31 protein-coding genes are annotated in these 26406 nt (G+C 32.5%); 26 read left to right on the forward strand and 5 right to left on the reverse strand.

Features of this window, described 5'->3' with window-relative positions; genetic code table 11:
• Positions 1–431: 431 nt before the first annotated feature.
• The 3 genes from IGB25_RS04540 to IGB25_RS04550 all read left to right on the forward strand — a co-directional run bounded on the left by IGB25_RS04540 (position 432) and on the right by IGB25_RS04550 (position 3054).
• On the forward strand, positions 432–905 hold the full coding sequence (locus IGB25_RS04540) for a hypothetical protein (protein WP_211066357.1): 474 nt from the start codon (positions 432–434) through the stop codon (positions 903–905).
• Entirely contained in the window at positions 898–1467 is a 570-nt protein-coding gene (locus tag IGB25_RS04545; RefSeq protein ID WP_211066358.1) for a hypothetical protein, read from the forward strand. The genes IGB25_RS04540 and IGB25_RS04545 overlap by 8 nt, the downstream gene beginning before the upstream one ends.
• A 177-nt stretch (positions 1468–1644) precedes the next feature.
• Complete coding sequence (locus IGB25_RS04550; RefSeq protein ID WP_211066359.1) at positions 1645–3054, forward strand: DUF2268 domain-containing putative Zn-dependent protease; 1410 nt, start codon at positions 1645–1647, stop codon at positions 3052–3054.
• A gap of 87 nt (positions 3055–3141) precedes the next feature.
• On the opposite strand, the gene IGB25_RS04555 is transcribed toward IGB25_RS04550, so the two are convergent.
• On the reverse strand, positions 3142–4125 hold the full coding sequence (locus IGB25_RS04555) for a reverse transcriptase domain-containing protein (RefSeq protein WP_211065654.1): 984 nt from the start codon (positions 4123–4125) through the stop codon (positions 3142–3144).
• A gap of 1359 nt (positions 4126–5484) precedes the next feature.
• Between IGB25_RS04555 and IGB25_RS14705 the strand changes: the two genes are divergently transcribed.
• The 10 genes from IGB25_RS14705 to IGB25_RS04595 all read left to right on the forward strand — a co-directional run bounded on the left by IGB25_RS14705 (position 5485) and on the right by IGB25_RS04595 (position 13505).
• Complete coding sequence (locus IGB25_RS14705; RefSeq protein ID WP_247653614.1) at positions 5485–6153, forward strand: IS110 family transposase; 669 nt, start codon at positions 5485–5487, stop codon at positions 6151–6153.
• A gap of 262 nt (positions 6154–6415) precedes the next feature.
• Positions 6416–6859, forward strand: a complete 444-nt coding sequence (locus IGB25_RS14710) for a transposase (protein ID WP_247653699.1) — start codon at positions 6416–6418, stop codon at positions 6857–6859.
• Between the two features lie 350 nt (positions 6860–7209).
• Positions 7210–7833, forward strand: a complete 624-nt coding sequence (locus IGB25_RS14715) for an IS110 family transposase (protein WP_247653615.1) — start codon at positions 7210–7212, stop codon at positions 7831–7833.
• Between the two features lie 203 nt (positions 7834–8036).
• Positions 8037–8540: a transposase gene (locus IGB25_RS14720; RefSeq protein WP_247653616.1), complete on the forward strand. Its 504-nt coding sequence runs from the start codon at positions 8037–8039 to the stop codon at positions 8538–8540.
• Between the two features lie 57 nt (positions 8541–8597).
• Positions 8598–9572 carry a hypothetical protein gene (locus tag IGB25_RS04570; protein WP_211066360.1) on the forward strand — a complete coding sequence of 325 codons (975 nt, stop codon included), beginning with the start codon at positions 8598–8600 and terminating at the stop codon, positions 9570–9572.
• The gene (locus IGB25_RS04575) at positions 9506–10330 is read left to right on the forward strand and encodes a hypothetical protein (protein ID WP_211066361.1); all 825 of its coding nucleotides are present in this window, start codon (positions 9506–9508) and stop codon (positions 10328–10330) included. Before IGB25_RS04570 ends, IGB25_RS04575 begins: the two co-directional genes overlap by 67 nt.
• Positions 10317–10739 (forward strand): hypothetical protein, encoded by a 423-nt coding sequence (locus tag IGB25_RS04580; RefSeq protein ID WP_211066362.1) that lies wholly within the window; start codon positions 10317–10319, stop codon positions 10737–10739. The genes IGB25_RS04575 and IGB25_RS04580 overlap by 14 nt, the downstream gene beginning before the upstream one ends.
• 248 nt (positions 10740–10987) lie before the next feature.
• Entirely contained in the window at positions 10988–11782 is a 795-nt protein-coding gene (locus IGB25_RS04585; protein ID WP_211066363.1) for a hypothetical protein, read from the forward strand.
• Between the two features lie 13 nt (positions 11783–11795).
• The gene (locus tag IGB25_RS04590; RefSeq protein ID WP_211066364.1) at positions 11796–12152 is read left to right on the forward strand and encodes a hypothetical protein; all 357 of its coding nucleotides are present in this window, start codon (positions 11796–11798) and stop codon (positions 12150–12152) included.
• A 372-nt stretch (positions 12153–12524) separates the two neighbouring features.
• Positions 12525–13505, forward strand: coding sequence for a DUF4932 domain-containing protein (locus IGB25_RS04595; RefSeq protein ID WP_211066365.1), 981 nt, complete (start codon positions 12525–12527; stop codon positions 13503–13505).
• A gap of 91 nt (positions 13506–13596) precedes the next feature.
• Here the strand turns inward: IGB25_RS04595 and ltrA are convergent, their stop codons facing one another.
• On the reverse strand, positions 13597–14859 hold the full coding sequence (gene ltrA, locus IGB25_RS04600; protein ID WP_211066366.1) for a group II intron reverse transcriptase/maturase: 1263 nt from the start codon (positions 14857–14859) through the stop codon (positions 13597–13599).
• A gap of 134 nt (positions 14860–14993) precedes the next feature.
• Positions 14994–15329 (reverse strand): hypothetical protein, encoded by a 336-nt coding sequence (locus tag IGB25_RS04605; protein WP_211066367.1) that lies wholly within the window; start codon positions 15327–15329, stop codon positions 14994–14996.
• 435 nt (positions 15330–15764) lie between these two features.
• On the opposite strand from IGB25_RS04605, the gene IGB25_RS04610 reads away from it, so the two are divergent.
• From IGB25_RS04610 to IGB25_RS04635, 6 genes are all read left to right on the forward strand, one after another.
• Complete coding sequence (locus IGB25_RS04610; protein ID WP_211066368.1) at positions 15765–16223, forward strand: helix-turn-helix domain-containing protein; 459 nt, start codon at positions 15765–15767, stop codon at positions 16221–16223.
• A 20-nt stretch (positions 16224–16243) separates the two neighbouring features.
• A complete protein-coding gene (locus tag IGB25_RS04615; protein WP_211066369.1) occupies positions 16244–16438 on the forward strand; it encodes a hypothetical protein in 195 nt (64 codons plus the stop codon).
• Positions 16386–16703 (forward strand): DDE-type integrase/transposase/recombinase, encoded by a 318-nt coding sequence (locus IGB25_RS04620; RefSeq protein WP_211066370.1) that lies wholly within the window; start codon positions 16386–16388, stop codon positions 16701–16703. Before IGB25_RS04615 ends, IGB25_RS04620 begins: the two co-directional genes overlap by 53 nt.
• A 40-nt stretch (positions 16704–16743) precedes the next feature.
• Positions 16744–17013, forward strand: a complete 270-nt coding sequence (locus IGB25_RS04625) for an integrase core domain-containing protein (RefSeq protein ID WP_211066371.1) — start codon at positions 16744–16746, stop codon at positions 17011–17013.
• A gap of 365 nt (positions 17014–17378) precedes the next feature.
• Positions 17379–17942, forward strand: coding sequence for a DUF6252 family protein (locus IGB25_RS04630; RefSeq protein ID WP_211066372.1), 564 nt, complete (start codon positions 17379–17381; stop codon positions 17940–17942).
• A gap of 86 nt (positions 17943–18028) precedes the next feature.
• Positions 18029–19642 carry a hypothetical protein gene (locus tag IGB25_RS04635; protein WP_211066373.1) on the forward strand — a complete coding sequence of 538 codons (1614 nt, stop codon included), beginning with the start codon at positions 18029–18031 and terminating at the stop codon, positions 19640–19642.
• Here IGB25_RS04635 and IGB25_RS04640 read toward each other — a convergent pair.
• Together IGB25_RS04640 and IGB25_RS04645 are read right to left on the reverse strand one after the other, a co-directional pair.
• Positions 19591–20862 (reverse strand): IS1634 family transposase, encoded by a 1272-nt coding sequence (locus IGB25_RS04640; protein ID WP_371815975.1) that lies wholly within the window; start codon positions 20860–20862, stop codon positions 19591–19593. The two genes, IGB25_RS04635 and IGB25_RS04640, sit on opposite strands and share 52 nt — an antisense overlap.
• Positions 20835–21098 carry a hypothetical protein gene (locus tag IGB25_RS04645; protein WP_211065212.1) on the reverse strand — a complete coding sequence of 88 codons (264 nt, stop codon included), beginning with the start codon at positions 21096–21098 and terminating at the stop codon, positions 20835–20837. Before IGB25_RS04645 ends, IGB25_RS04640 begins: the two co-directional genes overlap by 28 nt.
• A 196-nt stretch (positions 21099–21294) precedes the next feature.
• Between IGB25_RS04645 and IGB25_RS04650 the strand changes: the two genes are divergently transcribed.
• From IGB25_RS04650 to IGB25_RS04670, 7 genes are all read left to right on the forward strand, one after another.
• Positions 21295–22953, forward strand: coding sequence for a T9SS type A sorting domain-containing protein (locus tag IGB25_RS04650; RefSeq protein ID WP_211066375.1), 1659 nt, complete (start codon positions 21295–21297; stop codon positions 22951–22953).
• A 325-nt stretch (positions 22954–23278) separates the two neighbouring features.
• Complete coding sequence (locus IGB25_RS14725; RefSeq protein WP_247653701.1) at positions 23279–23686, forward strand: IS110 family transposase; 408 nt, start codon at positions 23279–23281, stop codon at positions 23684–23686.
• A gap of 164 nt (positions 23687–23850) precedes the next feature.
• Positions 23851–24150, forward strand: a complete 300-nt coding sequence (locus IGB25_RS14730; RefSeq protein WP_247653618.1) for a hypothetical protein — start codon at positions 23851–23853, stop codon at positions 24148–24150.
• 74 nt (positions 24151–24224) lie between these two features.
• On the forward strand, positions 24225–24590 hold the full coding sequence (locus tag IGB25_RS14735) for a hypothetical protein (protein ID WP_247653703.1): 366 nt from the start codon (positions 24225–24227) through the stop codon (positions 24588–24590).
• A gap of 34 nt (positions 24591–24624) precedes the next feature.
• Positions 24625–25515 (forward strand): SIR2 family protein, encoded by an 891-nt coding sequence (locus IGB25_RS04660; protein WP_211066376.1) that lies wholly within the window; start codon positions 24625–24627, stop codon positions 25513–25515.
• A 177-nt stretch (positions 25516–25692) separates the two neighbouring features.
• Positions 25693–25932 carry a hypothetical protein gene (locus tag IGB25_RS04665; RefSeq protein WP_211066377.1) on the forward strand — a complete coding sequence of 80 codons (240 nt, stop codon included), beginning with the start codon at positions 25693–25695 and terminating at the stop codon, positions 25930–25932.
• A 1-nt stretch (position 25933) separates the two neighbouring features.
• The gene (locus tag IGB25_RS04670; RefSeq protein WP_211066378.1) at positions 25934–26335 is read left to right on the forward strand and encodes a PIN domain-containing protein; all 402 of its coding nucleotides are present in this window, start codon (positions 25934–25936) and stop codon (positions 26333–26335) included.
• Positions 26336–26406 lie beyond the last annotated feature (71 nt).

Below are 26406 nucleotides of genomic sequence, written 5' to 3' on the forward strand. Positions count from 1 at the left end.
ATTGCGGCTGAAGGCTAAACCCGAAAGCTTGTGAATTATTACAAAATCCGCAAGTAAAGCCGTTTTGTAGATGTTGATTTTGTTTTTCAGGTTTTAAAAAACCAGAATTAAAAGGTAAAACCGCTTTACTTGCTCGTGCCAATTCGAAAATTTATGTATTTTTACTCCGCAACGAGCCATACACGCGACACGTTGGTAGCCATTTGAGCACAGAAACAGAGCAATTTAAAGACCATCCGACTTACGGAATTTAAATGAAAAAACGTAAATTGACTCTCTGAAAGTGAAGAATGAAAGCCGACAGGTCTAAAGTGGATAGACCACGAACTAAACTATAATGACCTTAAACTTATAAAGTTTAGATATAACATATAATTATTTAAAAAATGAAAAAAATCCTAAAGTTATTATTTCTGTTAGTAGTAATTACAATGGTATCTATCAGTTGTAGTGAAGATGTAAATGAATTTGATTCTAAAAGTGAAATTATTTATCAAAACAAAAAACCTAAGGTAAGTGTTAGTGTTTCTGCAACTCTTCATAGGGGAAGAAGATGGAGTGAAAGACATAATGTTGAACCTTGCACAACGTCGTTTGGTTTATGTAACGTGAGAGTTACTGCTACGGTATCTAGTAGAACATCAAATGATAATAATGAAAGTAGAGTTATTTTTGAAACAACAGATAATTTAAATGTTATCAGACTTATATTTGAAGAACAGTTAAATTATGACGTTAATGAAATTTTCATATCAAATGAAGATGACGATTTTATTTTGCCTGATGATATATCTGAAAGTTTAGGTTATAATCGAATTATAATTTTAGCAAAAAATTATGTTGTTAATTATAATGATAGCTCATTAATTAATGGTTACGTCGATTTAGACATTGCTTATGAATAAAATCTTGAAAATCTTAGTCTTATCATTTTTAATAGTGATAGGGCTAAGTTCTTGTAACGCTTTACTCAAAACGTATTTGGGTATTAAAGATGCCGACATTTATGTTAGCAATCAAGATAGAAAAGAATATTATGAAGGTATGATTAGTAATGTTGATTATGGATACAGCATAAGGACATTTAGTGACTCTACAAAACTTCTAAATACATTTAAAGAAGGCTTATCTATGCCAATGCTTGTTCTTGAATATAAAGAAAATAATCAGTTTTACTATTTAAATTGTTATGAAGATATTGAATATCAAGCCGACTTGGTAAATGAAAAGAATTTTTCAAAATTAGAGATAGCAAACAACGATATTAGAAAAAAGCTAAATAAAATTTTAAACTCTGAAACAAGAATTGTAGTCGATAATAGAAATAACATACAAGATAAAGATATTGAATTATATTATTTGTCAGGTCTATTTATGGGTAGAAGATTACAAAAAAGAGTAGATAAAATCAAAAAAATCAAGAATATTAAGAACTTAAATATTATTGATTTAAGTGTTAATGAATAATAAAATATGAACTAGAAAATTATAAAACGGCTACCAACCATGTGTATCATCAATGGCGAAGTTTGGAATTAAATTTGACGTTTCTGGATTTTTTTCTAAATTTATGGTTAAAAAATAAAGAGCATCGTATCTATGGTCGCCACTGATGATACACTTACCGTTGGCACCAATTTGAAAATGAGAAAAACAATAAAAATCTTAATATTAAGCCTATTCATTTTAAGTTGTAAAACACAATACAATACGTCCTTCGATGGAATTGAAGCAGAGCGTTTCAGCAATAAGAAAGCTAATTCTCAATCATTAAAATCTGATTTCAAAATTGCCACTGGTAAAATTTCAAAAGAGTTCGTTCTAAATAAATCAAATCTCTTACTGCTCAACGGAATGATTGCCGTTACAAATGGTTATTTCAGTCTGTCTATAGTAAACGACAATGGAGATGAATGGGTAATTACAAACGAACAAGATCAAACAATCGAGTTCAATAATGAGATAGTTGAATTACCAAACAAAGGAAACTATAAAATCAATATCTCTCTAACAAACGCTTCAGGATATTATGACTTTAAATGGAAAGAAGCTTCAGATAACCTAAAGAATTCTAACCAAAATTACAGGAGAAAACTCATTGAAAAAAATATATTTGACAAAGTCCGCAACATCAAGGACAGTATCAAAGTTGGCAATATGATAATTCAAAACGCTTTCAAGTATCAAATACTTGCACATCAAAATTCAAAATTTGATAGCCTAATGATACTCAACAAAGTTTACTTGCCAAACAAATACACTTTTGATAATTGTCTTGGATTGATTTTTGGCGATGAGAATGGAAAAAAATTCAGACCCAATGGAATTTTTAAGTGGAATGAAAAATTACTTGACAACCACAAAGAATTGATTGTCTCAAAATTATCAGTTTTGGATACTGTAAATATTAATGAGTTATTCAAAAATCATCTTAACGCCGTTCAAGAATTAACAGGACAAAAAGGAAATGGAAACTGGATAGTCTATTTTATTTGCCCAAAAGATTTTCAAATATTTGGCGGATGTGATAAAAATTCAATGATTTTAGATATGTTTGGAGATGCGTGGAATTCTAAATCAATAAATGACCTATTTGCACACGAAATTGAGCATCTAATTTTTGAACCTATTGCAGAAAAAGACCCTTATGGAAATTCAGGTCTTGGTATTACCTTAGATGAAGGTTTAGCTGTTTATTTTACATATATCTATCTGAAACAAGATATTAATCAAGCACTATACGGAAATAACACTAAAATCTTATTGGATAAAGAAAAAGAAATTTTCACAAAATTAGAACCCTTTTTATACAAAACAGAAGAAGAGGGATGTCCAATTTACAGACATTGTGGACGAAGTAATGATTGTGAACCAGTTATCAAGGATTTACCTGAAAATATCCAAGACGAATTATGTTATTTTTTAGGATTCAGAATTATCCAAAAATATGTGGAAAAACACGGAAAAAATTCTTGGAAAGACTTATATAAAATCCCTTTTAAAGAATTTTATGAAAATAGTGGATACAAAGAATATATCGAATTTAAACAATAAAGTCGAGTAGGTAAAGGGGAATCCACCCTAAACCTCTCACAGAACCGTACGTGATAGTCTCCCATCATACGGCTCTTCTTAACAAGTCTATGGCGTAAAACCGTATTGCCAATGCACAAACAGATTAGGATAATGCTTTGCAGTTTCCTGTAACCATTTGTAGGCAAAAAACCAGTGTTTACGCCTAAATCTCCGATATTTGTTGCGTACCCATTTTGCCAGACGCATATTCAAGAAACGAAATACATAGTGTAATTCACTCATTCTTACTTTGCCGTAATAATTAATCCAACCTCGTACTTTTTCTGCTATTATGCCTGCCAAATCTGGCAGGCGTAAATGAACCATACGATGAAGTTTCATCTTAAACAAAGTTTGATTGATGCGTTTCTGTCGTTTACGACTGATTGACGGTGTAAATCCCAAATGAAAGTTCCCAAAATAGCCCTTTACCATTCTTGGCTTAAATGTAAATCCAAGAAAATCGAATGTTACATAATGAACCTTAAATGGTGGATGCTTCTTTTGGTTGCGTTTGCAATAAACGATATTGCTCTTGCCGTCTTTTATCTGCAATTTGCACTGTTTAAATCGGGCTTTTACCGCTTCCAACGTCCGCAAGGCTTGTTTAAAATTATCGCAATGGATGATAATATCATCAGCATAGCGCTCAAACTTTACTTCCGGGTGGTTGTTCTCAATCCACTTATCAAAAACAACATGCAAGAAAATGTTTGCCAGTAATGGGCTAATAACACCTCCTTGTGGTGTGCCTTTGTCTCGTGAATGAATACTACCGTCTTTCTTTTGAATTGGAGCCTTTAACCAACGTGCTACATACAAGTGAATATGCTTTTCTTTGGTAAAATGTCCTAATGCTTTAAGCATTAAGTCATGGTCTATCTCATCAAAAAAACTCTTGATATCCAAATCTATCACCCAATCCATTTTCATGCAGTTTTCCCTGCATTGCTTTATGGCTTGATGCGCTGATTTGTTTGGTCGATAGCCAAAAGAATCTTTACTAAACTGTTTATCTACAATCTGTTCTAATTCTTCTCTTATTACCATTTGAGCCGTTCGGTCTTATACTGTTGGAATGCCAAGCTTCCTGATTCTGACCGTCTTCTTTGGGTATTTCTACCTCGCGCACAGTACTGGAAAATAACTACCAGCGGCTAACCTATTCCATACAGGATATAAGTATTTCATAGGACGTGAATGTACTTCTTATGCTGACAAATTATCAACACCTGAAATTACCTTTGTTACTCTTTACCTTTTTAAAGGCATCCCATACCTGTCGCTTTAATATCGGTTGCGACTTTTGTTTCTCTTTGAAAATCATCCTAAAAAAATCTTTAGTTGTAATACAATTTAAAACTGTTAAGTCAGTCCCTTCGCTCCATTTCCATTACAGAAACTTCATCACTACTACAGACTAATCCGCCACTAATTAACAGTATCGCTACTTTCTACCTTGCCCTTCGGGGTTGTGGTATTTTTGCACTATTAATTAGCTTCTCCTGTTCCGTAATTGAGCCGTAAGCAAAGCTCCTGCCCTCTTTATGCCGATTGCCACTTGACCAGAAATAGGTATCATGTCAAGTTCTGTTCTCGCAAGACCGCCCATCCCTCGATTTTGACAATACTAAAGTTGTTTACGACACTTCTACAAGGGTTCAATCTCGTCTCTTTCAGCTTCTTTACTCCTACCATAGCAAACTACTCTGAAAACAACACAGGTAGTGCATTTAACCTTATCGCTCAAGACCAACCCGTGAAAGGAAAGCCCCATAAGGCGGTTTGACTGGTGTGCCTAATCACTCCCAGCCGAGAGACCAATCCTCATCGTACTCTTTACGTGAATCCACCTGAAACAAATGCCAGGGTCGTTTCTAAATACCAATGAGACTCTCATCTCAATTACAGTTATGTTACTTGTTTTCAATGAACTTAATCACTATCTTGTATCCCCAAGTAACGCAGGACACACAGCCAGCAGGTAACATCGGCTATAGCAAATGCGGGCTAAAGTGCTAAAATGAAAATAATTACACAAAATAAACTAATCGCTAAACGGAAAGGAAAGTTCCTTGAAATCCCGCACTTGCCATAGCCGAGAACCGTTGCCACACATTCCCCATATCAAGAAACTCGATTAATTTCTATTGCTAACGATGCCGATAAAATATTGGTTATTATTTTTGTAATGATCCTTTGTAAGGTAGATTTTTCAAATGGTGCTTGAGATAGAGCCCGTGCGCTCATTCTGGTTGAAATGTAAAAAAGCCCCGACTCTTCTCAGGGCTTTGTTGATAATTTCAGTGGTGGCTACGATAATTCGCAGACCCCGTTCAGAATAATTTTCAATACAAAAATACATTTCCTTAGGATCTTTTTTGTTTAATACTTAAATATTTTTCAATTATGGCAAGAAAGAAAAAGTTAGAAATGGAAATTGTAAACCAACATGCAACAGGTATTGACATTGGAAGTCGGTCTCACTTTGTAGCAGTTGGACAAGCCCTAGAAGATGTAAAAGAATTTGGGGTTTATGCAGAAGATCTTACTGCAATTTGTCAACACCTAAAAAGCTATGGTATTACCTCAGTTGCCATGGAAAGCACAGGAGATTATTGGCAAAATCTTTTTACAGAACTCATCAAGCATGATTTTGAAGTTATTTTATGCAATGGAAAATTTACCAAACACGCAAAAGGTAAAAAAACAGATGTTAAAGATGCAAGATGGATTCAAAAACTGCATGCATTAGGTTTGCTTACAAGTAGTTTTTTGCCTGACCAGCAGACTGAAATACTTAGAACTTATGCACGTCAGCGAGGCAATATTATACATCAAGCGTGGCAGACTTCAAGAAAAATGCAAAAGCACCTTAAGTTTTTAAATTTTAGACTTGATGTTGTAGTTAAAGACATTTGTGGTCTTACAGGTCTTAAAATCATAGAAGATATTTGCAAAGGAAATTTAGACCCTAATGAACTTGCTAAGCATCGGCACTACAATTGCCGAAAGTCTGAGGCAGAAATAGCAAAAGCCCTCCATGGCAATAACAGGAAGACTTTCTTTTTGGGTTAAAACAAGAATTTCAAACTTATCAGTTTTTACAAAAACAATTAAAGGCTTGCGATAAACAGATAGACCAATTCATAAAAAAGCATCTTGACACAAATCCAGAATTAAAAAAACTAAAAACCAATCCAAAACCTTATAAAAGAGAAAATAAGAATGCTCCCAAAATAAAGGATTTTAATCAAGTAGCTTATCAGTATTTTGAAGGTGTGGATCTGCTTGCCATTGAAGGCGTAAGTCATGCTACAATACTTAGTATTATGGTGAGATAGGTCCGGAAGGATTTAGAAAGTTTAATTCTTCAAAAGAATTTGTCTCTTGGTTAAGACTAGCACCAAACAACAAAATATCAGGCGGTAAAGTGCTTAGTTCAAAAGTTCCTAAAGGGAGTAATAGATTAAAAATAGCATTACGACAAGCGACTAATTCTATTGGAAATTTAAAAGATACACACTTGTCTGATTTCTTTAAGCGTGTCGCATTTAGAAAAGGAAGACAAGCGACAGTAAGCGCAACAGCAAGAAAATTGGGTGTAATCATATGGAATATGGTTACAAAAAAAGAACCTTATAAACCGCCAAAAGAATATCTATTCCTCGATCAAAAAAGAAAGTTAGGCATAGCCAAAAGAATGAGGAAACAAATCGCTAAATTTGGATTAACTAATGAAGATTTAGGCTTAAATGCAAATATCTATAAAACAGCAACTTAATTTACGTTAGTCAGAATTCCCCATATCAAGAAACTCGATTAATTTCTATTGCTAACGATGCCGATAAAATATTGGTTATTATTTTTGTAATGATCCTTTGTAAGACCGATTTTTCAAATGGTGCTTGAGATAGAGCCCGTGTGCTCATTCTGGTTGAAATGTAAAAAAGCCCCGACTCTTCTCAGGGCTTTGTTGATAATTTCAGTGGTGGCTACGATAATTCGCAGACCCCGTTCAGAATAATTTTCAATACAAAAATACATTTCCTTAGGATCTTTTTTGTTTAATACTTAAATATTTTTCAATTATGGCAAGAAAGAAAAAGTTAGAAATGGAAATTGTAAACCAACATGCAAAGAGGTATTGACATTGGAAGTCGGTCTCACTTTGTAGCAGTTGGACAAGCCCTAGAAGATGTAAAAGAATTTGGGGTTTATGCAGAAGATCTTACTGCAATTTGTCAACACCTAAAAAGCTATGGCATTACCTCAGTTGCCATGGAAAGCACAGGAGATTATTGGCAAAATCTTTTTACAGAACTCATCAAGCATGATTTTGAAGTTATTTTATGCAATGGAAAATTTACCAAACACGCAAAAGGTAAAAAAACAGATGTTAAAGATGCAAGATGGATTCAAAAACTGCATGCATTAGGTTTGCTTACAAGTAGTTTTTTGCCTGACCAGCAGACTGAAATACTTAGAACTTATGCACGTCAGCGAGGCAATATTATACATCAAGCGTGGCACTTCAAGAAAAATGCAAAAGCACTTAAGTTTTTAAATTTTAGACTTGATGTTGTAGTTAAAGACATTTGTGGTCTTACAGGTCTTAAAATCATAGAAGATATTTGCAAAGGAAATTTAGACCCTAATGAACTTGCTAAGCATCGGCACTACAATTGCCGAAAGTCTGAGGCAGAAATAGCAAAAGCCCTCCATGGCAATAACAGGAAGACTTTCTTTTTGGGTTAAAACAAGAATTTCAAACTTATCAGTTTTTACAAAAACAATTAAAGGCTTGCGATAAACAGATAGACCAATTCATAAAAAAGCATCTTGACACAAATCCAGAATTAAAAAAACTAAAAACCAATCCAAAACCTTATAAAAGAGAAAATAAGAATGCTCCCAAAATAAAGGATTTTAATCAAGTAGCTTATCAGTATTTTGAAGGTGTGGATCTGCTTGCCATTGAAGGCGTAAGTCATGCTACAATACTTAGTATTATGGTAGAGATAGGTCCGGAAGGATTTATAAAGTTTAATTCTTCAAAAGAATTTGTCTCTTGGTTAAGACTAGCACCAAACAACAAAATATCAGGCGGTAAAGTGCTTAGTTCAAAAGTTCCTAAAGGGAGTAATAGATTAAAAATAGCATTACGACAAGCGACTAATTCTATTGGAAATTTAAAAGATACACACTTGTCTGATTTCTTTAAGCGTGTCGCATTTAGAAAAGGAAGACAAGCGACAGTAAGCGCAACAGCAAGAAAATTGGGTGTAATCATATGGAATATGGTTACAAAAAAAGAACCTTATAAACCGCCAAAAGAATATCTATTCCTCGATCAAAAAAGAAAGTTAGGCATAGCCAAAAGAATGAGGAAACAAATCGCTAAATTTGGATTAACTAATGAAGATTTAGGCTTAAATGCAAATATCTGTAAAACAGCAACTTAATTTACGTTAGTCAGAATGACTCAACAACAAATTAATATTAACTATAAATTAAAACGGATGAATCAGAAACTTAAATTTTTATTGGTAGTAACACTTATGTTATTGCTTACTACAGGATGCGAAAATGATAACTTTAATGAAAATACACATAAACAACAAGAAAGGAGGCTAAATATTAATCTAACCTCATGGGAAGAGTTTAAAGTTCATCATGATAATATAGCTAGTAAAGTAGTTGAATTTAGAAAGAATAGAACGAGTAAAAATATTAATGAATCCAATAAATATGGCTTCTATATTAATGATAGTAAAATTCAAGTAATCGAAAATGACAATTTTACTACATTTACTTTTTTTGTATACAGAGATAACCCTAATCCTAATATTTTAGAAAACTACACTTATAAAGAATATAAAGATGGAACATTTGAGCAATTTTTGATAAAGTATCATTATACAATTGACAATAATGGTAATATGATTTTTGATACAAATATATTAGATGTTGAAATCATTGAAGATTCTAATCTTGTAGTCTTAAAAAACAGTTGTATGCCAGAATTCGTTGAAGTATTAGATGAAATTGTTTGTACATCGAATACACAATGTACAGGAGCTGGGCATAATCCTGGTGAAGAATGTGATTGCACCCCTAGTCCTGATACTTGTGATCCAGCAGGTTCAATGTTTTGTGAATTACAATATGTTTGGGTTTACCAAGGTTGTGGTGGTGGCGAAGATTCAACTCCACCTGATGGTAATAATCCTACTACTAATACTGGAGGTGGTGGTAGCTCAAATAATGATGATAATAGTAATAACACTCCAAGTGTTCCTGTAATAGTTCCAACACCTATATATCAACCTATAGAAGATTGTATAAATGATCCTTTGTCATTCAAAAGTTCAGATAATTCTACGATAAATCCCGAGATATTAAAACAACTCGAATTTAGCATTGCTGAATGGGCTCACAATTTATTACTTACCTACAAGATAATAATTGCAGTGAACAAGCACAACAAGATGTAATTGATGACCTATTAGAAGAATTTGATGAAGAAATTTTCATTGATGATGACTTTAAAAACAACCCATGTCTTAAATCAGTCTACGACCAAATGGGAAAAGCATCTACTTTTAATAACTACCTACAAAACTTTGATGCTGATATGTCTGTGGCAGATTTAAGGTTTAGTGCTGATAATAATTTTGGACAAAATCCAAATTATCAAGGTTATGAAAATGCCATGGCAATTACAAACCCACCCTTATCTTCAAATGAAATTTTGATTGACTTTAATACCGACCCTTCAACAAATGGAAATATATTGGATAAACCAAATGTTTTTAGAGCGGTGGCAATGATACATGAAATAATACATGCGGAGATGTATAGAAAAATGCTTGATGCAATGATTGAAGCAGAGGGGCAAGGCACAACTTTAGATTGGACTGACATGAATCGTTTCGAATTTGATCAATATTTAGAGACTTTACAAAATAAGTATTTTGGTATTTGGGAATATTATGTAAGATACAACGATAATGACGACACACCTGATAATGGACAACATCAACAAATGGCTCAACATTATAGAGACATAATTAAAGATGCATTAACTGATTATGACTCAACTCTAAGTGATAACCTAAAAAATTCGTTATCTTGGATTGGATTGAATGAAGCCAATGTTGTAGCATGGCAAAATTTATCCCAAACTGAAAGAGATGCTATAAACCAAACCATTATTCAAATTCAAAATACATTTCCAAATGACTGCCCATAGATTTTTACTTTCGATATTTTTGTTTTTATTTTTGATTGGTTATTCACAAGAAAAAAATTCATTTCCTAAGGATACGATATATATAAAGTTTAATAAGAATATACACTCTAAAAAAATTCTATCGCATCCAAAGTATGGAAAAAACCTATATTTCAAAGGAATTGGAACTTATTACAATTTTGAGAGTAAAACTGACACCTTAAAAATTGATTATTTAAAAAAAATTGAATTTTCAGATTTAAAAAAAATTGAAAAATTAGAGAGTATTTATTACAAAAAAAGATTTGGAAGGAATCCATGGATAAAAAACAAAAATGCAGTTTTTGTAACTTATGTAATTGAAAAAATAAGCGAATATTGTATAGTAAAATATCCTGTGATTTGGAGAAATGAAGGTATAAAAGATTAATATGGGATTGAAAACTAACCACAACACGAGGCTATACATAATGTGAGGCTAAGAGCATAAACAAAGTTTTGGATTTATTTTTAACTTTTAGGCTAAGCAATAAATTTTGATTGTTTTTCCATCACACTATGCATAGCCCAACCGTTATGCCATATTAAAATTAAAAAAACGGTTAAAAGAAAAATTATCATTAGGGCTAACCACCCATTATGTTAAACTTAAAGTTAAATTTTAAAAAAGTATAAATTATGAAATCAAATAAATTTTTAACATTAATAATAGTAAGTATTTTTTTTTCATGCACTGAAATTGCAGAGGATATTTCAGTTCAAAATGAATCAAATTCAACTGAGTATCAATTTAAAAATGGTGGTTTAAATTTGGATGAAAAATTAACCGTTAATAGAACTACTACATTTATATCGAAATTATTAATTAATTCAGGAGTAATAAAATTGAATGTTGTACGAGATAATGATGCTATAAAATATTATCCAACAACACTAAAACAATGTTACTTAGATGATGAATTAGTTGATTTAAATGATTACACATTAGTAGTGGTTAATAATTATGCATTTTTAGAAAGGAATCCTGATTTTAAATTATCATTTTCAAATAATAATCTATTCCTTAATTCAAATGGATTTACAGGTATTGTAGAAGATAACCATTTTGATCTATTTGATAATATTGATAAAAAAGTAGCTCTTATTTTGTTAAAAGAAGTTACAATATCAGAGGATAATAAATTTAGTGTTATACAGCCAAATGATCCAAATAATCCTGGGGATGATTATACACCTATAGCTTCAGCAAGTGAAACATGTTCATGGTGGAATACTATAACTTATACATATTTTGGTAATACTAGAAGTGTTGCTGAATCAAGAGCAGGTCATCAAATGGAATTATCTCAACAACTCCACGACTTAGGCGAACAGCAAGGTCTAAATTTTTGTGAGCCTTTTGGTGAAGTTGATTCATCTTGTATATGGGATAATCATGGTTGTGTCGCTTCTTATTCAGTTTGTTGTGATTAATAAATTTGATACTATGTTTAGAGATAAATTATATTATAAAAATATAGTTAGTATATTATTTTTTCTTTTCTTATTTTCATGTAATCAAGCAACTGAAACAAGGATTGAAGATTATATAGAAGTTAAAGTTATTGATATCAAGCAAACTAATTCACAAATTGGTTTAACCTTGATAGACAAAAATGATTCTATTATGTTTGGAAATTTATCAAAAAAGAATCTAGAAAATTTTGACTCAATAATTTCTAGATTAAATAAAAATGATAAATTAAAAATAAAAGGTATTTTGAATGACTTTAATGAGAATCAAAATAAAAATTCAAAGAAATCTTCCATAATAATTATAAATGATTTAGTTTTTATTGAATAATGAATAAATTATTGTAAACATGGCATAACACTGCATATATTCAATAGCGGCTTTTGGCTTAAATCAAGAGTCGCTATTGTTTTTGTTATTTTAGATTATATTTAATAAAATTCGCTTATTTTTCCGCTACTGAAATATATGCTTTCCGTTAGCAATAATCCCTCATAGAATCATAGAAACTTTAGTCCCTCGGCTAACTTAAAATTAGTAAATTTGGATTGAAAATTGAAATGTTAAATAAAATATAAACAACTGATTTACAGTAATATAATTTTACGTTAGTCAGAATTTAAGAAAAACAGCGAATGAAAAAAAATATCTGTCTTAATACTACTCTTCATTTCATTAAAAAGTATTGGGCAAAAATCGGAATTGAACATCACGATTGATGAAAGAATTGAAACGCTATATTCGGTAGCATTTTTAAACGACTACTTCTTGATTAATAAACACGAAAATCTATACAAAAAGAAACTTCGAAAAAATTTACAATCACTAAAAAACCACAAAGCTGTTCAACTTTTCGACAGTTTATCAAAAAACTACAATTTTTCCTATTATCGAACGGTAGAATGGGTTTTACAGTTTTCCGACTTTCCCGAATTCAAAAAAATAAAGGAAAAAGCGGATAACCACAAAACGGTTTCAAAATCTAAAGAATATCTTCTCGAAAACTTCAGGGAAGAACTCATAAAATTCAATCAAGACACGCTTTTCCAATCTTATTTGGGCGAGATAAAGCCAATAAATCAAAAAGTTATTTCTCAAATAAAAGAGTCGCAAACAATTAGCGAATTGCCCACATATTTGGAAAAATTCTATGGCAAAAAACTCAATTCATACAATCTTATTCTTTCGCCATTGCTTCACTCTGGCGGTTTCAATTCAGAAATTATCAATCAAAACGGAGAAAAAGAAGTTTATGCATTAATTGGTCCAAATGGAGAAATTGACTTTATGCCATATTTTGAAAAAAACTATTTAGAAACGGATTTAATACTTCACGAATTTGGTCACTCATTTGTAAATCCTTTAATGGAAAAACACGACAAGGAAATAGAAAGCTTAAAATCTAAATACTTTACAGAAAAACTTGAAAAATATTCTAAATACCAAGGCTACAGCGAATGGAAATTTGTGTTTAACGAACTTTTGATAAGAGCAACTACAATACAGATAGCCGAAAAGCATTTTGGGAATGAAAAGGTAAAAGAACTCTTGGAATACGAAAAATCAATCGGATTTGAGTTGGTAGAAAATATTTTAGGAATTTTAAAAGAGTACGAACAGAATAGAAACAAATTCACGGACTTCGATAAGTTTTACCCAACACTAATCGAACGGATGAAATAAAGTCGAGTAGGTAAAGGGGAATCTCCACCCCTAAACCTCTCACAGAACCGTACGTGAACCTCTCGATTCATACGGCTCTTCAAAATCCAAGTCACGGTCTAAAGCCTTCGTATTTCCAATGCTCAAACATATTCGGATAGCTCTCTGCTATACCTTGCAGATGTTTAAGTGAATAATACCAATGCTTCTTTTTAAACCGTTTGTATTTGTTGCGTACCCATTTGTATAATCGTTGATTCAAGGTCTTGAACAACCTACGCATTTCGGACTTTCGATACACTCCGTAATAGTTGAGCCATCCTCGTATTTTGAGCTTTAGCTGATAAGCGATTTTGCTCAATGGTAAATGCACCCAGCGGTGGATTTTCATCTTTGCCAATTCACTTGTTATTCTACTAATACTCTTTTGACTGATGGCAGGAGAAAAGCCTAATCGCATCTTCCCTCCTTTCTTCTCCATTCTCGGTTTAAATGTAAAGCCCAAAAAGTCGAACTCCTGATACCTCACTTTAAAAGGCGGTTGGCGTTTTTGATTTCTTCGGCAATAAACGATTTTCGACTTCTCTTGGTTTAATTCCAATTTGCAGTCTTTTAATCGTTGTTTTATTGCCTCCAATAAACGCAATGCCTGTTTGATATTCTTGCAATGAACAATAATATCATCCGCATACCTCTCAAAAGAGTTTTCAGGATAATTCTTGGCTATCCATTTATCAAACACGATGTCCATAAAAATATTGGCTGTTACAGGGCTGATTACTCCGCCTTGTGGTGTGCCTTTTCCTTCGGACGGTTTGATTGTACCGTCGGGTAGTTCTACTGCAACTTCTATCCACCGTTTTACATACAATAAGATGTGTTTCTTATTGGTGTAATGTTCTACCGCTTTCAGCAGTAGTTCATGGTCAATGTTATCGAAGAACCCTTTGATGTCCAAGTCAATTACCCAACTGTTTTTCATACAGTTGATTCGGCATTGTTCAATGGCTTCGTGTGCCGACTTATTCGGTCGATACCCAAAGCTGTTTGGACTAAAATGAGGTTCTACCTCATTTTCCAATTCAGTGGTTATTATTTGCTGTGCTACCCGATCCACAACGGTAGGTATGCCCAAGGGTCGAAAATCTCCGTTTCCTTTGGGTATAAGTACCTGGCGTACAGTTTTTGGAAAGTAGCTCCCACTCGACATTCTGTTCCATAATGGATACAAATACTTGCGGGGGTTCTTACTTACCATTTCAATGGTTACTCCATCTACTCCTGCACTCCCTTTGTTGGCTTTTACTTGTTTAAAAGCCTCATTTACTTGCAACTTTGTTATCGGTTGCGACTTGTGTTCTTCATTAAAAATCATCCTTAAATAGAATTTAAGTTGTTATACAATAAATGAACTGATTTTGTGAAGCCCTTCGCTTGTCCTACATTTCTGTAAAACTCTCTTGGGTAGTTTCGCTACTACGGCTTCATCCGCCCCAATACAGAACATCGCTACTTTTTAAGCTTTTCCCTAAAGGATTTTCGCTCGTTTTGCTTTACATTTCTGTTTTGGTTCTCCTGTTCCTTTACAGAGCCTTTATATGGTTCTTGCCCTCTTAATACCGCCTGCCACATAGCCGGTAAGTAGTTTTCTGCTATGTTTCTAACCCATTGGGTTAGCTTGTCTCTCAGAGCCGCTCTACTCCTTGATTTTGACAGAATAAATGTTATTTTCGACACGTCTTCGATAGGTTCGCTTGCGCTCAACTCCCATATAATCACCATACATCTAATCGCCATCCCGATAGCTATCGGGATGGCTTTAAATGCCTTGACCTTAACGCTCAATACCCTTGTTCTTTACAAAAGCACCTTAAGGCGGTTTGAAAAAGTAGACTACACTACTTATTCGATAGTCCAATTCTTTATGAATACTCCTTCTGTGAGACCTCCAAGTGAACCTCTAAAGGGCTTGGCTCGTTGCCGTTTCTTCACAAAGCCTATCATCTCTGTAAAAGTTTTGTTACCATTTCAAAGAACTTATTTATCTTATAGCCTTGGTAACGCAGGACACACAACGGCATATAACAGCGTATATAGTCTATGGCGGATTTTGTACTGAATCGAAAATTGTAGTATTTTTAGAAAATCAAAAGCTTAACCGAAAGGCGAGCGGTTATTATCCCGCCACAAACCATATACGCGAGACGTTGGCGATAATGTAAAAATTGTAATTTCCTGAAATAGGTTGACTAAAAATTAAACCATTAATTATAGTCACTTATGAAATCAAAAAAAGAACATCGGCGAAAAAAAAGCTACCAAAAAGTAACTTTAGAAACCAAATTATTAGTTGTTGACCAAATCGTAAACGGTCAGCTCTCAAGAAAAGTCGCCTCAAAGAAATATGACGTTCCTCGGACAACTATTTCCTACTGGCTAAGAATTTATAGTACCTTAGCCCAACAAAAAATAGGTATGAGTAAAAATCAAGAAATCAAGAAATTAAAAGAAAAGATCGAAGAACTGGAGTTCGTTAAAGACTTTCAGCAAGACATCATTGCTGATATGGAACTCATTACAGGAATGGATATGGCAAAAAAGTCGTTGCCCAAAACATTAGCAAAAGAGATAGAGCGAAAGAAGAAAGACCGTATAAAAGAAAATGGCTCTATGGATGTTTTGGGATCACTAAACAAGCCTTCTACAAACGACTTAAAGCCCAACAAAAACAACAAATAGACCATCAAAAACTAATTAAAATGGTTAAAGATTACCGTAAGAAAGTTGGCTCTAAAACAGGTGGTATCAAGCTATATGCTGAATTGAAACAAGACTTCATAGATACCGATATTAAGATAGGTAGAGACAAGTTCTATCGTTTTTTAAAACACAATAATCTACTTGTTCCAAAAAGTAAAAATTACATCACCACAACTAACTCTAACCACATGTAAAAAATATAAAAACCTTGTAAAAGACCAAGTTCCCAGAAGACCTGAACAACTCTGGGTAAGCGACATCACTTATATTAAAACGCAAAACGGACACAACTATCTCGCCTTGGTTACAGACGCCTATTCTAAACAAATTATGGGTTATAAACTCGACAACCATATGAGAACATCGCTTTGCAAAGATGCACTCGCTATGGCTATTAAAAACAGAAATGCCCTAACCAAGAACTCATTCATCATTCCGATAGAGGCTTCCAGATTGTAATCCTAAATACACAAGCTTTGCTGAAAACAATGGCATTACAATGAGCATGACCGAACAATACGACCCTTATGAAAATGCTGTAGCTGAAAGAATTAACAGAACTCTTAAATATGAATATGGTTTAAAGCAAACCATCAAAAACACTGAAATAGCTAGAGATATGACTCATCAAGCTGTATATATTTATAATAACCTAAGAACGCATTTTAGTCTCGACCTTAGAAAACCAGCAGAGGTTCATTTAAATCCGAACATCAAATACAAGTCGTATAGAAAAAATAACTTAAATTTACAGGAAATTAAAATATGAGCACAAAGTAAAAAGTTATTCTAATTTTTTAAATTCATTCAAAAACCAGAAAAAAAATTGGAAATAACTTTTGATCGATAATCTAATCAATAACCAAAAAAGAGTCAACCTATATCAGTATAATACATAGACTCATAGAAACTTTAGTCCCTCGGCTAACGTAAAATTGAGTAGATTTAGGATTTAAAATTGAAATGTTGAATAAAATATAAATAACTGATTTACAGTAATATAATTTTACGTTAGTCAGAATCTTTAAAAAAAAACAAAAAAATAAATAAATTAACAATTATTTAAACATTTACTACACTTTTAGTGTAATTATATGAGATTAAATATTAATAATTTAAAAAAAACTTAATAACATGAAAACAAAACTTAAAACCTTAAGCTTAATTTTACTCTGTATCTTTTTAATAAGTTGTAGTAGCGATGACGACAACTCAGGTGGTAATAACTCCGTAAACCAACTCCCTGAGGCTACACAGATAGGTGCTAACACCGCTGGTGCTTTGGTGGATGGACAGCCGATAACCCCAAAAGGTGGTGGCATTAACCCTAATTTAATTGCTTTTTACCAATTTGTAGATGGAGCGTATTTTTTTAATGTTGGTATATTAAATTCTGAAAATAATATAACTAAAAGTATTAAAGTCTTCGCAAATGAAAATATTATTGAAGAAGATGAAGTTTATACATTAAATAAAGATGACAACTCAGTCGGTTATGGTGGTAATTACTCTATTTTAAGTAATGAAACTGATAGTTTTTATTTTACAAACACTGACTTTACAGGAGAACTAATAATCACACACCTAGATGAACAAAACCGCATTGTTTCCGGCACATTTTGGTTTGATGCTGTCAACGAAGATGGCGAGGTTGTAGAAGTAAGAGAAGGTCGTTTTGATGTAACATACTCTCAATAAAATAAAAAGAGCGGTTTTACCTCCAATAAAACCGCTCAAAGTCAAACAAAAATTAAAATTAATGTTTAACCCAAATACTTTTAATTATGAAATTTTTAAAACTCTCAATTGCATTTTTTATTGTATGCCAAACTATGTTGGCACAACAAGAAATCAACACTTCGTTCAAGGACGAAATGAACGACATTTTTCAAAATCTCGACAAAGATAAGGTTCCACATGGAATATTACTGGATTTCGGAATGGAATTTACCAATGTAAAGGCTTTTAACGGAAGCCTGACCGATAGCACTTTTATAAATAAAATAAGACTTAAAGAAATTTATAAAACACTACTTACATCACGAGTTAAAAATGTGAGCGATGGTTTTGTGTTACCTGATGACTTTGATAGGAACTGGCACAATGCAAGAAATAAAAATGAAATAGTATTGTCTGGTCTATATTTTAAGTATGCCAGGCTAAGCGATGAAGCTTACCCTGACAAAATAATTATAGAAGACGAAAAGTTGTATGATAAATATGTGGAGGGTGTCTGGCAAGATCCCTACGAAGAAAACAAGACTTTTGCCATAACAACTCCGTCGCTTCATTACAAAAACCTTGCAGTTAATGTAAAGCTACCCGAAAGTCTTTTTTATAGCAATGTAGTCGCTGAAGTTGAACGTATAGAAATAGATATGGATGACGGGCAAGGATATCGCAACATGCCTTTCAACCAGCGGATCTCTACAACTTATGAAGAGGAAGGTAATAAAATATGGAAATACAAAATTAAATTATCCGATGGTAGTATCCTGCAAAGCCACTCTAAAATAAAGATCTCAGAAGGTGTAAATTCATCACCATTGTATGATAGACAAACGGCTACAAGGTCAAGTAGTAGCTTTAACTGTAATGGCAATGGCAGATACCATTTTGAATTAACAGCATCGGAAGCCTATTTAGGTCAAAATGCGAATGTAAAGGTCACTCTTGATGATGCTAATAATGATTGTGAAATAAGAAAACCCCTAATAGTTGCTGAAGGTTTTGATGTGGGTACATTATTAAATCCTGAAAATCAGTTTGGTGCGAATGATATTAATATTTTTTCTGGTTCTATTCTTCAGTCTAATAGTGAGTTAAATGAATTAATTCTTGGTAATGAGCAAGAATACGACATAATCTATGTAGATTGGGAAAATGGTGTAGATTACTTACAACGCAATGCCTTAGCTCTTCAAGAAGTTATTGAATGGGTAAATACTAATAAAGTCGGTGGAGAGCAAAACATAATTTTAGGTCAGAGTATGGGAGGAGTCATTGCCAGATATGCACTTACTGATATGGAAAATGATAATAACAATCACGATACTAAACTTTTTATATCTCATGATGCACCACAACAGGGAGCTAATGTGCCTCTCAGCTTTCAATATATGTATAGACATTTAACCAATCAATATATCACAGCTTCTCAAACCCTATTCGGTGGTTCAGTTTTAGTGCCATTATTAGAAGATGAGTTTAGTGTTTCAACGTATTTGTCCATTTTAGATACACCTGCCTCAAGACAACTTTTAAAAGTGTGGTCAGACTTAGGATATAATATGAACAATACCATACATAACAACTTTTTCCTGTTTTCGTCGCTGGGACACCCAAATCAAAAATCGAATAGATTTGCAATTTTTTTCTGCTCTTCACTTTTGATGTGAGTTAGATAAGTTATCTCTTTTGTTATTGGATGTTTTATTTTTACCGCATAAATTGTTTTTGCTATGTTGATAGCCTTCTCAGGACTTAATGAAGATTTCTTTTCATTGAGTTGCCTTTCTAGTTCCTTGTGTATTTTATATCTTGCAAAAGCTATGCAAATGTGAGCTTCAATCCTACGCTGAACTCTATGATAGATTGGTCTTATTTTCAAGTCTGTCTTAGCTATTCTGAAAGCCTTTTCAATCTTCCATAAATGACTATAATTCTCTAAAATTTCATTTTTATTCAATTTAGCATTAGTTATATAGCCTTTTAGACCATCCCATTTTGCATCTGTTTCAAATTTTGTTTTGTCTATTGAAACTTTTAGCTCTCCATCAAGTTTTAGATATTTATTGTAACCTCTGTTATTGATACTTGACTTGGTTAGTTTTCCTGATCTAATTTTCTTTTCCAGTCTCTTTAATCCCTTTTCTCTATTGTGCTTATCTTTCTTGGCTCTTGAATCGGAATAGCTTATGATAAGTCTCAAATTACCTTTTTCTACAACTGCACTCTCTCCATTTTTAAGTTTTAAAGCTAATATTTTTTCTTTTATAAAGGACTTCTCATTTTTAATTCTAGCTCCAAGAATAAATTCATAACTTTTGCTTTGAAGTTCTTCTATGTTTTTAGAAGAAAGTAGCCCAGAGTCAGCGATGATGACTAATTGATCTAATCCGTATTTTTTCTTAAAACTATCAATGACTGGTAGCATGGTGTGTCCTTCAAATTTATTGCCTTCAAAAATATCGTAAGCCAATGGGTAACCATCTTTGCTAACTAATAACCCTAGTACAATTTGCGGATTTTGATGTTTGCCTTCTTTAGAGAAGCCTGTTTTGCGTAATTCATCTTCGTTATCAATTTCAAAATAAATAGTGGTAACATCATAGAATACTACATTTATTGTTCCATCTAGTATTTTCAAGGTATGATTATAACTAATTTCTTGTATTTGGGATTTGTGTTGTTTATGAAGCTTATCCATGTATCGGTAAATAACTTGAACATCAATAGCTTTATGTTGGTACTTAAAAAGATAATCTGATGTCTTAAGCTTACTAGAAGGGTAGCAAAGTCTAGCAAGAACCAATTGCTTAAATAAATCATGATTAATTTGATTGAACCCAATCTGATTAAAAAGCTTTCCTAAAAGCAGTTCCGGATATAAACAGATATTTCTTCAAGTCCTTGAAGAACAAGTTCTGTGTGCTGTCTATAATCGTTAAAATCTAATTCTTGTGCTCCCGTATAATTTTTTATCCATTGTTTACCTTGTTCATATAGATGGTCAACTTCAATTTTAGTAGCACTGCTGCCAATGGTCTTTAATAAGCGATACTTGCCACTACTTTTGTCAATGACTTGGACGCTAATTACACCGCTTTTATTTTTCTTTTTGCGAACAAACACAGTGCAAATTTACTAAAAAGACACCCTGGGACACCCAAAATGAAAACAAAAATATCGTAACTAATACGCTTTGAGTAAGTTATGAAATTTAAGATTTTAAATTGTCGAAAACAGGAGTGTTTCAACGTATTTGTCCATTTTAGATACACCTGCCTCAAGACAACTTTTAAAAGTGTGGTCAGACTTAGGATATAATATGAACAATACCATACATAACAACTTTTTTAATGAACTCCAAAACTTAAACTCAAATAATGGATACCCTAATCAAAATGGCATTAGAAATATTGCCATAAGTAATGGTAGTGAGTGTGGCACGCCTTTGAATTTTAATCCTGGCGACCCATTATTTGATCTTGATTATAACAAAGACCTATCATTTTGGGGTGATTTATTAAGCATGATCTATAATCCTTTAGGAGGAACAATTGGAGGTTTATTTCTTGACCAAGATTTTTTTGGTGTAGCTTTGTTAGGTTTAGTGCCTGGTAGTTCACAATATATAGTTGATTTTGAAGCAAAATCGCTAAAGAAATCTTTTTTAGGTGCAAACCATCAAATATATAATGGGCTTATTAGATATAAAAAGAAAATCTATTGGATATTTAATTCACAAGTTACTATTACTAGTGTTAATGTTAACCAACCAAGTCTTGCAAATTTACCTTTAGATTATTACGGTGGAGGCTTTTTTGAAACTGGTAATGCTGTAGATTTAAGTTTTTTACCAAGCGATTTGAATATTTTTATAGAAGATAATTTTAGTTTCGTCCCTACTGCAAGTGCTTTAGATATTGGTGGTGGCAGTGTAACTTTATATGATACCGATTATAAAGACTCATATGTTGGTGCAATTCCTCCAACAGGTCTAAAAGCATCTCCATTTGATAATTTTACAACAGCTTTTTCTAATCCTAACACAAATAACAATGAAAGACATTTAGAGTTTAATAAACGAAATGGTGATTGGTTGGCTAAAGAAATTATTGGCGCAAATATAGATTTTACAGACTGTTCATATCTTTGTAGTGGCAATATAGAGGGGTCAAACAGAGTTTGCACCACAAATAATTTTACAATAACTGGTCAAACTAATTCAGTTTCATGGACTATTGAGCCTTCAAATGCAGGAACCATAAATATAAACCAAACAAATCCTAATAGCATTTCACTGGTTAGGAACACCAATTTTTTTGGTAGTGCAGTTTTAAAAGCAGTGGTTACAACTCAAAACTGTGGGTCTGGTGAAATTACAAAAAATCTTGAATTTGGAGCTCCAACAACTACTCAAAGTGTTTCTTTAAATGGTCCAAATAATTTAAATCCAGGGCAAACAGGTATATATTCATACAACACTACCTACTTTAATAATGCTACAAGTTATGACTGGTTATTTTTTAGTAATACTTTCCCAAATGCAGATCAACATTTTGAACTAAATATAATTAGCAATAGCACATTTACGGTAAAACCTGATTTCGATGTTCCAGGCGGTTATTATACAGTCCAAGCGAGAATTATAAACACTTGTGGTTTTTACTCTTTATCTAAAACAATATATGTAGAAGAAGGAGACGGAACACCTGTTTTATATAAAAATTCTAATATTTATAGAATATATCCTAATCCATCTTCATCATATTTTAATGTCAGTTTAATTAATGAAAATCAAACTCCAACAAGCTCAAAAGGAATTTTTGGAGAAATATTAGACTTAAATGGTTTATTTCTAAGGAAAATTGAAATGGTAAACAATAAAGCTCAAGTTGATATAATCGATTTGAAAAAAGGAATTTATATACTAAGAATCCATTATGATGGTAAAACTGAAGGACACCAAGTAATAGTTGAATAGAAAGACTACTTGCAACACGAGGCTATAAGTAATGCTGTATGATGTGCTTAATCGTTGTTCTGAGATTTTTTGCTAAATTTGTTGAATAGCTGAAAAGTAATTGCATTTTTGCACAGCACTTCTTATAGCCCGAAACGTTAGCGGGCATTCCCCATATCAAGAAACTCGATTAATTTCTATTGCTAACGATGCCGATAAAATATTGGTTATTATTTTTGTAATGATCCTTTGTAAGGTAGATTTTTCAAATGGTGCTTGAGATAGAGCCCGTGCGCTCATTCTGGTTGAAATGTAAATTGTAAACCAACATGCAGCAGGTATTGACATTGGAAGTCGGTCTCACTTTGTAGCAGTTGGACAAGCCCTAGAAGATGTAAAAGAATTTGGGGTTTATGCAGAAGATCTTACTGCAATTTGTCAACACCTAAAAAGCTATGGCATTACCTCAGTTGCCATGGAAAGCACAGGAGATTATTGGCAAAATCTTTTTACAGAACTCATCAAGCATGATTTTGAAGTTATTTTATGCAATGGAAAATTTACCAAACACGCAAAAGGTAAAAAAACAGATGTTAAAGATGCAAGATGGATTCAAAAACTGCATGCATTAGGTTTGCTTACAAGTAGTTTTTTGCCTGACCAGCAGACTGAAATACTTAGAACTTATGCACGTCAGCGAGGCAATATTATACATCAAGCGTGCGACTTCAAGAAAAATGCAAAAGCATCTTAAGTTTTTAAATTTTAGACTTGATGTTGTAGTTAAAGACATTTGTGGTCTTACAGGTCTTAAAATCATAGAAGATATTTGCAAAGGAAATTTAGACCCTAATGAACTTGCTAAGCATCGGCACTACAATTGCCGAAAGTCTGAGGCAGAAATAGCAAAAGCCCTCCATGGCAATAACAGGAAGACTTTCTTTTGGGTTAAAACAAGAATTTCAAACTTATCAGTTTTTACAAAAACAATTAAAGGCTTGCGATAAACAGATAGACCAATTCATAAAAAAGCATCTTGACACAAATCCAGAATTAAAAAAACTAAAAACCAATCCAAAACCTTATAAAAGAGAAAATAAGAATGCTCCCAAAATAAAGGATTTTAATCAAGTAGCTTATCAGTATTTTGAAGGTGTGGATCTGCTTGCCATTGAAGGCGTAAGTCATGCTACAATACTTAGTATTATACCAAGATAGGTCCGGAAGGATTTATAAAGTTTAATTCTTCAAAAGAATTTGTCTCTTGGTTAAGACTAGCACCAAACAACAAAATATCAGGCGGTAAAGTGCTTAGTTCAAAAGTTCCTAAAGGGAGTAATAGATTAAAAATAGCATTACGACAAGCGACTAATTCTATTGGAAATTTAAAAGATACACACTTGTCTGATTTCTTTAAGCGTGTCGCATTTAGAAAAGGAAGACAAGCGACAGTAAGCGCAACAGCAAGAAAATTGGGTGTAATCATATGGAATATGGTTACAAAAAAAGAACCTTATAAACCGCCAAAAGAATATCTATTCCTCGATCAAAAAAGAAAGTTAGGCATAGCCAAAAGAATGAGGAAACAAATCGCTAAATTTGGATTAACTAATGAAGATTTAGGCTTAAATGCAAATATCTGTAAAACAGCAACTTAATTTACGTTAGTCAGAATTTAAATCAACATCGTAAATGAAAAATAAAGCACTTCTAATTGGAAATGATATCAACAATGCTACTGAATCATATTCTTGGCAAGACTTAATTAATGGTCTATTGGATTATGCGAAGATTGAGCGTGGATTAAATCAAAAAAATAAACCTTTCCCGATGCTTTATGAAGAAATTTATCTTAATTCAGCAAAAAAATATAAAACGTCTGAAAGACGTTTAAAAAAATATATAGCATCTCAAACTCGAAATATGAAGCCAAATGAATTGCACAAGGCAATTTTAGATTTGGGTATTGAAAATATAATAACTACCAATTATGACTTATCTTTTGAAAAATCAGCAGATCTTGACTTAAAAAAATGTAGAAATAAGGGTTTTATAAAAGAAAGTCTTTATAGTGTTTTTAGATATCATCAAACAAATAAACACAAAGTTTGGCATATTCATGGAAGTCAAATTGCGCCGAACTCAATAACACTTGGTTATGAGCACTATAGTGGTTTTCTTCAGCAAATGAGAAATTATGTTGCTACTGGAACAAAAGGGAATTACTCAAAAAAGGACTTTCTGCCAATGGCAAAAAGAATAAAATCGGAAGATGTTAAATATGAAAGTTGGATTGACTTATTCTTTACGCACGACATTTATATATTAGGATTGAATTTAGATTTTGTCGAAATGCACTTGTGGTGGTTGCTAACTTACAGGGCAAGAGTAATGGTAGAAAAACGATTCCCAATTAACAACAAAATTGTTTATTTCTATCCAAGTAAATATGAGAAAAATTCAAGACACAAACTTGAGATGTTTAAAGTAAATGGTGTCGAAACAATACCAGAAAAATTACATGGGAATTATAAACTAAAATATTATGAAAGAATAATTAACCGAATAAAAAACGGCATATAACAGCGTATATAGTCTATGGCGGATTTTGTACTGAATCGAAAATTGTAGTATTTTTAGAAAATCAAAAGCTTAACCGAAAGGCGAGCGGTTATTATCCCGCCACAAACCATATACGCGAGACGTTGGCGATAATGTAAAAATTTCGTTTCCAATAAAAATATTATCTTTGAAATAAAAATGACAATAACAGATAAACATATAATTGATACATATTCAAAACTTTTTGAAGGTTTGAATCCGTTAACCAAAATTGAACTTATTGAAAAACTGACCAAATCTCTGAAAAAGGAAAAGAAGTCAAAAGAATCTGAATTTCTTAAATCTTTTGGGGCTTTCGATTCCGATAAAACGGCTGATGAGCTGATAAAAGAAATACGCGAAAGTAGAAAGTTTAGAAATAAAGATTTGAATTTTTAATATGCAGTATTTACTTGATACGAATATCTGTGTTTTCTTTTTACGTGGTTTACTCGATTATAATATAATTATAAATGACAAAGGACTCGATAATTGCTACATATCTGAAATTACAGTTTTTGAATTAAGGTTTGGAGCTGAAAACAGCAAGAATAGTAAAAAATCTCATAAAGCAGTTGATAGATTTATTCAAGGTCTGTCAATAATTCCAATATATGGGTGTGCGAAACGATATGCTGAAGAAAAAGTAAGATTGAGAAAAAATGGAACACCGATGCACGATGAATTTGATTTATTAATTGGTGTGACTGCAATTGAAAATAAATTAACCTTAGTGACTGACAATTTGAAAGACTTTAAAAACTTTGATGATTTAAAAGTTGAAAATTGGTACTCCAGATAGAACACTATCGCCAACAAAGAACTGAGTCAAAAACCAACTAAAAATTCATTTATTTTCAGCAAATGTTCTCG

The organism is Flavobacterium sp. CS20 (assembly GCF_018080005.1).
In the GTDB taxonomy this organism is placed as follows: domain Bacteria; phylum Bacteroidota; class Bacteroidia; order Flavobacteriales; family Flavobacteriaceae; genus Psychroflexus.

Excerpts from the sequence above, each read along its gene's own strand:
- IGB25_RS04540 (WP_211066357.1), top strand. The coding sequence starts at position 432 with ATGGTATCTATCAGTTGTAGTGAAGATGTAAATGAATTTGATTCTAAA.
- IGB25_RS04545 (WP_211066358.1), top strand. The coding sequence starts at position 898 with ATGAATAAAATCTTGAAAATCTTAGTCTTATCATTTTTAATAGTGATA.
- IGB25_RS04550 (WP_211066359.1), top strand. The coding sequence starts at position 1,645 with ATGAGAAAAACAATAAAAATCTTAATATTAAGCCTATTCATTTTAAGT.
- IGB25_RS04555 (WP_211065654.1), bottom strand. The coding sequence starts at position 4,125 with ATGGTAATAAGAGAAGAATTAGAACAGATTGTAGATAAACAGTTTAGT.
- IGB25_RS14705 (WP_247653614.1), top strand. The coding sequence starts at position 5,485 with ATGGCAAGAAAGAAAAAGTTAGAAATGGAAATTGTAAACCAACATGCA.
- IGB25_RS14715 (WP_247653615.1), top strand. The coding sequence starts at position 7,210 with ATGCAAAGAGGTATTGACATTGGAAGTCGGTCTCACTTTGTAGCAGTT.
- IGB25_RS04570 (WP_211066360.1), top strand. The coding sequence starts at position 8,598 with ATGAATCAGAAACTTAAATTTTTATTGGTAGTAACACTTATGTTATTG.
- IGB25_RS04575 (WP_211066361.1), top strand. The coding sequence starts at position 9,506 with ATGGGCTCACAATTTATTACTTACCTACAAGATAATAATTGCAGTGAA.
- IGB25_RS04580 (WP_211066362.1), top strand. The coding sequence starts at position 10,317 with ATGACTGCCCATAGATTTTTACTTTCGATATTTTTGTTTTTATTTTTG.
- IGB25_RS04585 (WP_211066363.1), top strand. The coding sequence starts at position 10,988 with ATGAAATCAAATAAATTTTTAACATTAATAATAGTAAGTATTTTTTTT.
- IGB25_RS04590 (WP_211066364.1), top strand. The coding sequence starts at position 11,796 with ATGTTTAGAGATAAATTATATTATAAAAATATAGTTAGTATATTATTT.
- ltrA (WP_211066366.1), bottom strand. The coding sequence starts at position 14,859 with ATGATTTTTAATGAAGAACACAAGTCGCAACCGATAACAAAGTTGCAA.
- IGB25_RS04610 (WP_211066368.1), top strand. The coding sequence starts at position 15,765 with ATGAAATCAAAAAAAGAACATCGGCGAAAAAAAAGCTACCAAAAAGTA.
- IGB25_RS04615 (WP_211066369.1), top strand. The coding sequence starts at position 16,244 with ATGGTTAAAGATTACCGTAAGAAAGTTGGCTCTAAAACAGGTGGTATC.
- IGB25_RS04625 (WP_211066371.1), top strand. The coding sequence starts at position 16,744 with ATGAGCATGACCGAACAATACGACCCTTATGAAAATGCTGTAGCTGAA.
- IGB25_RS04630 (WP_211066372.1), top strand. The coding sequence starts at position 17,379 with ATGAAAACAAAACTTAAAACCTTAAGCTTAATTTTACTCTGTATCTTT.
- IGB25_RS04635 (WP_211066373.1), top strand. The coding sequence starts at position 18,029 with ATGAAATTTTTAAAACTCTCAATTGCATTTTTTATTGTATGCCAAACT.
- IGB25_RS04650 (WP_211066375.1), top strand. The coding sequence starts at position 21,295 with ATGAACAATACCATACATAACAACTTTTTTAATGAACTCCAAAACTTA.
- IGB25_RS14730 (WP_247653618.1), top strand. The coding sequence starts at position 23,851 with ATGGCAATAACAGGAAGACTTTCTTTTGGGTTAAAACAAGAATTTCAA.
- IGB25_RS04660 (WP_211066376.1), top strand. The coding sequence starts at position 24,625 with ATGAAAAATAAAGCACTTCTAATTGGAAATGATATCAACAATGCTACT.
- IGB25_RS04665 (WP_211066377.1), top strand. The coding sequence starts at position 25,693 with ATGACAATAACAGATAAACATATAATTGATACATATTCAAAACTTTTT.
- IGB25_RS04670 (WP_211066378.1), top strand. The coding sequence starts at position 25,934 with ATGCAGTATTTACTTGATACGAATATCTGTGTTTTCTTTTTACGTGGT.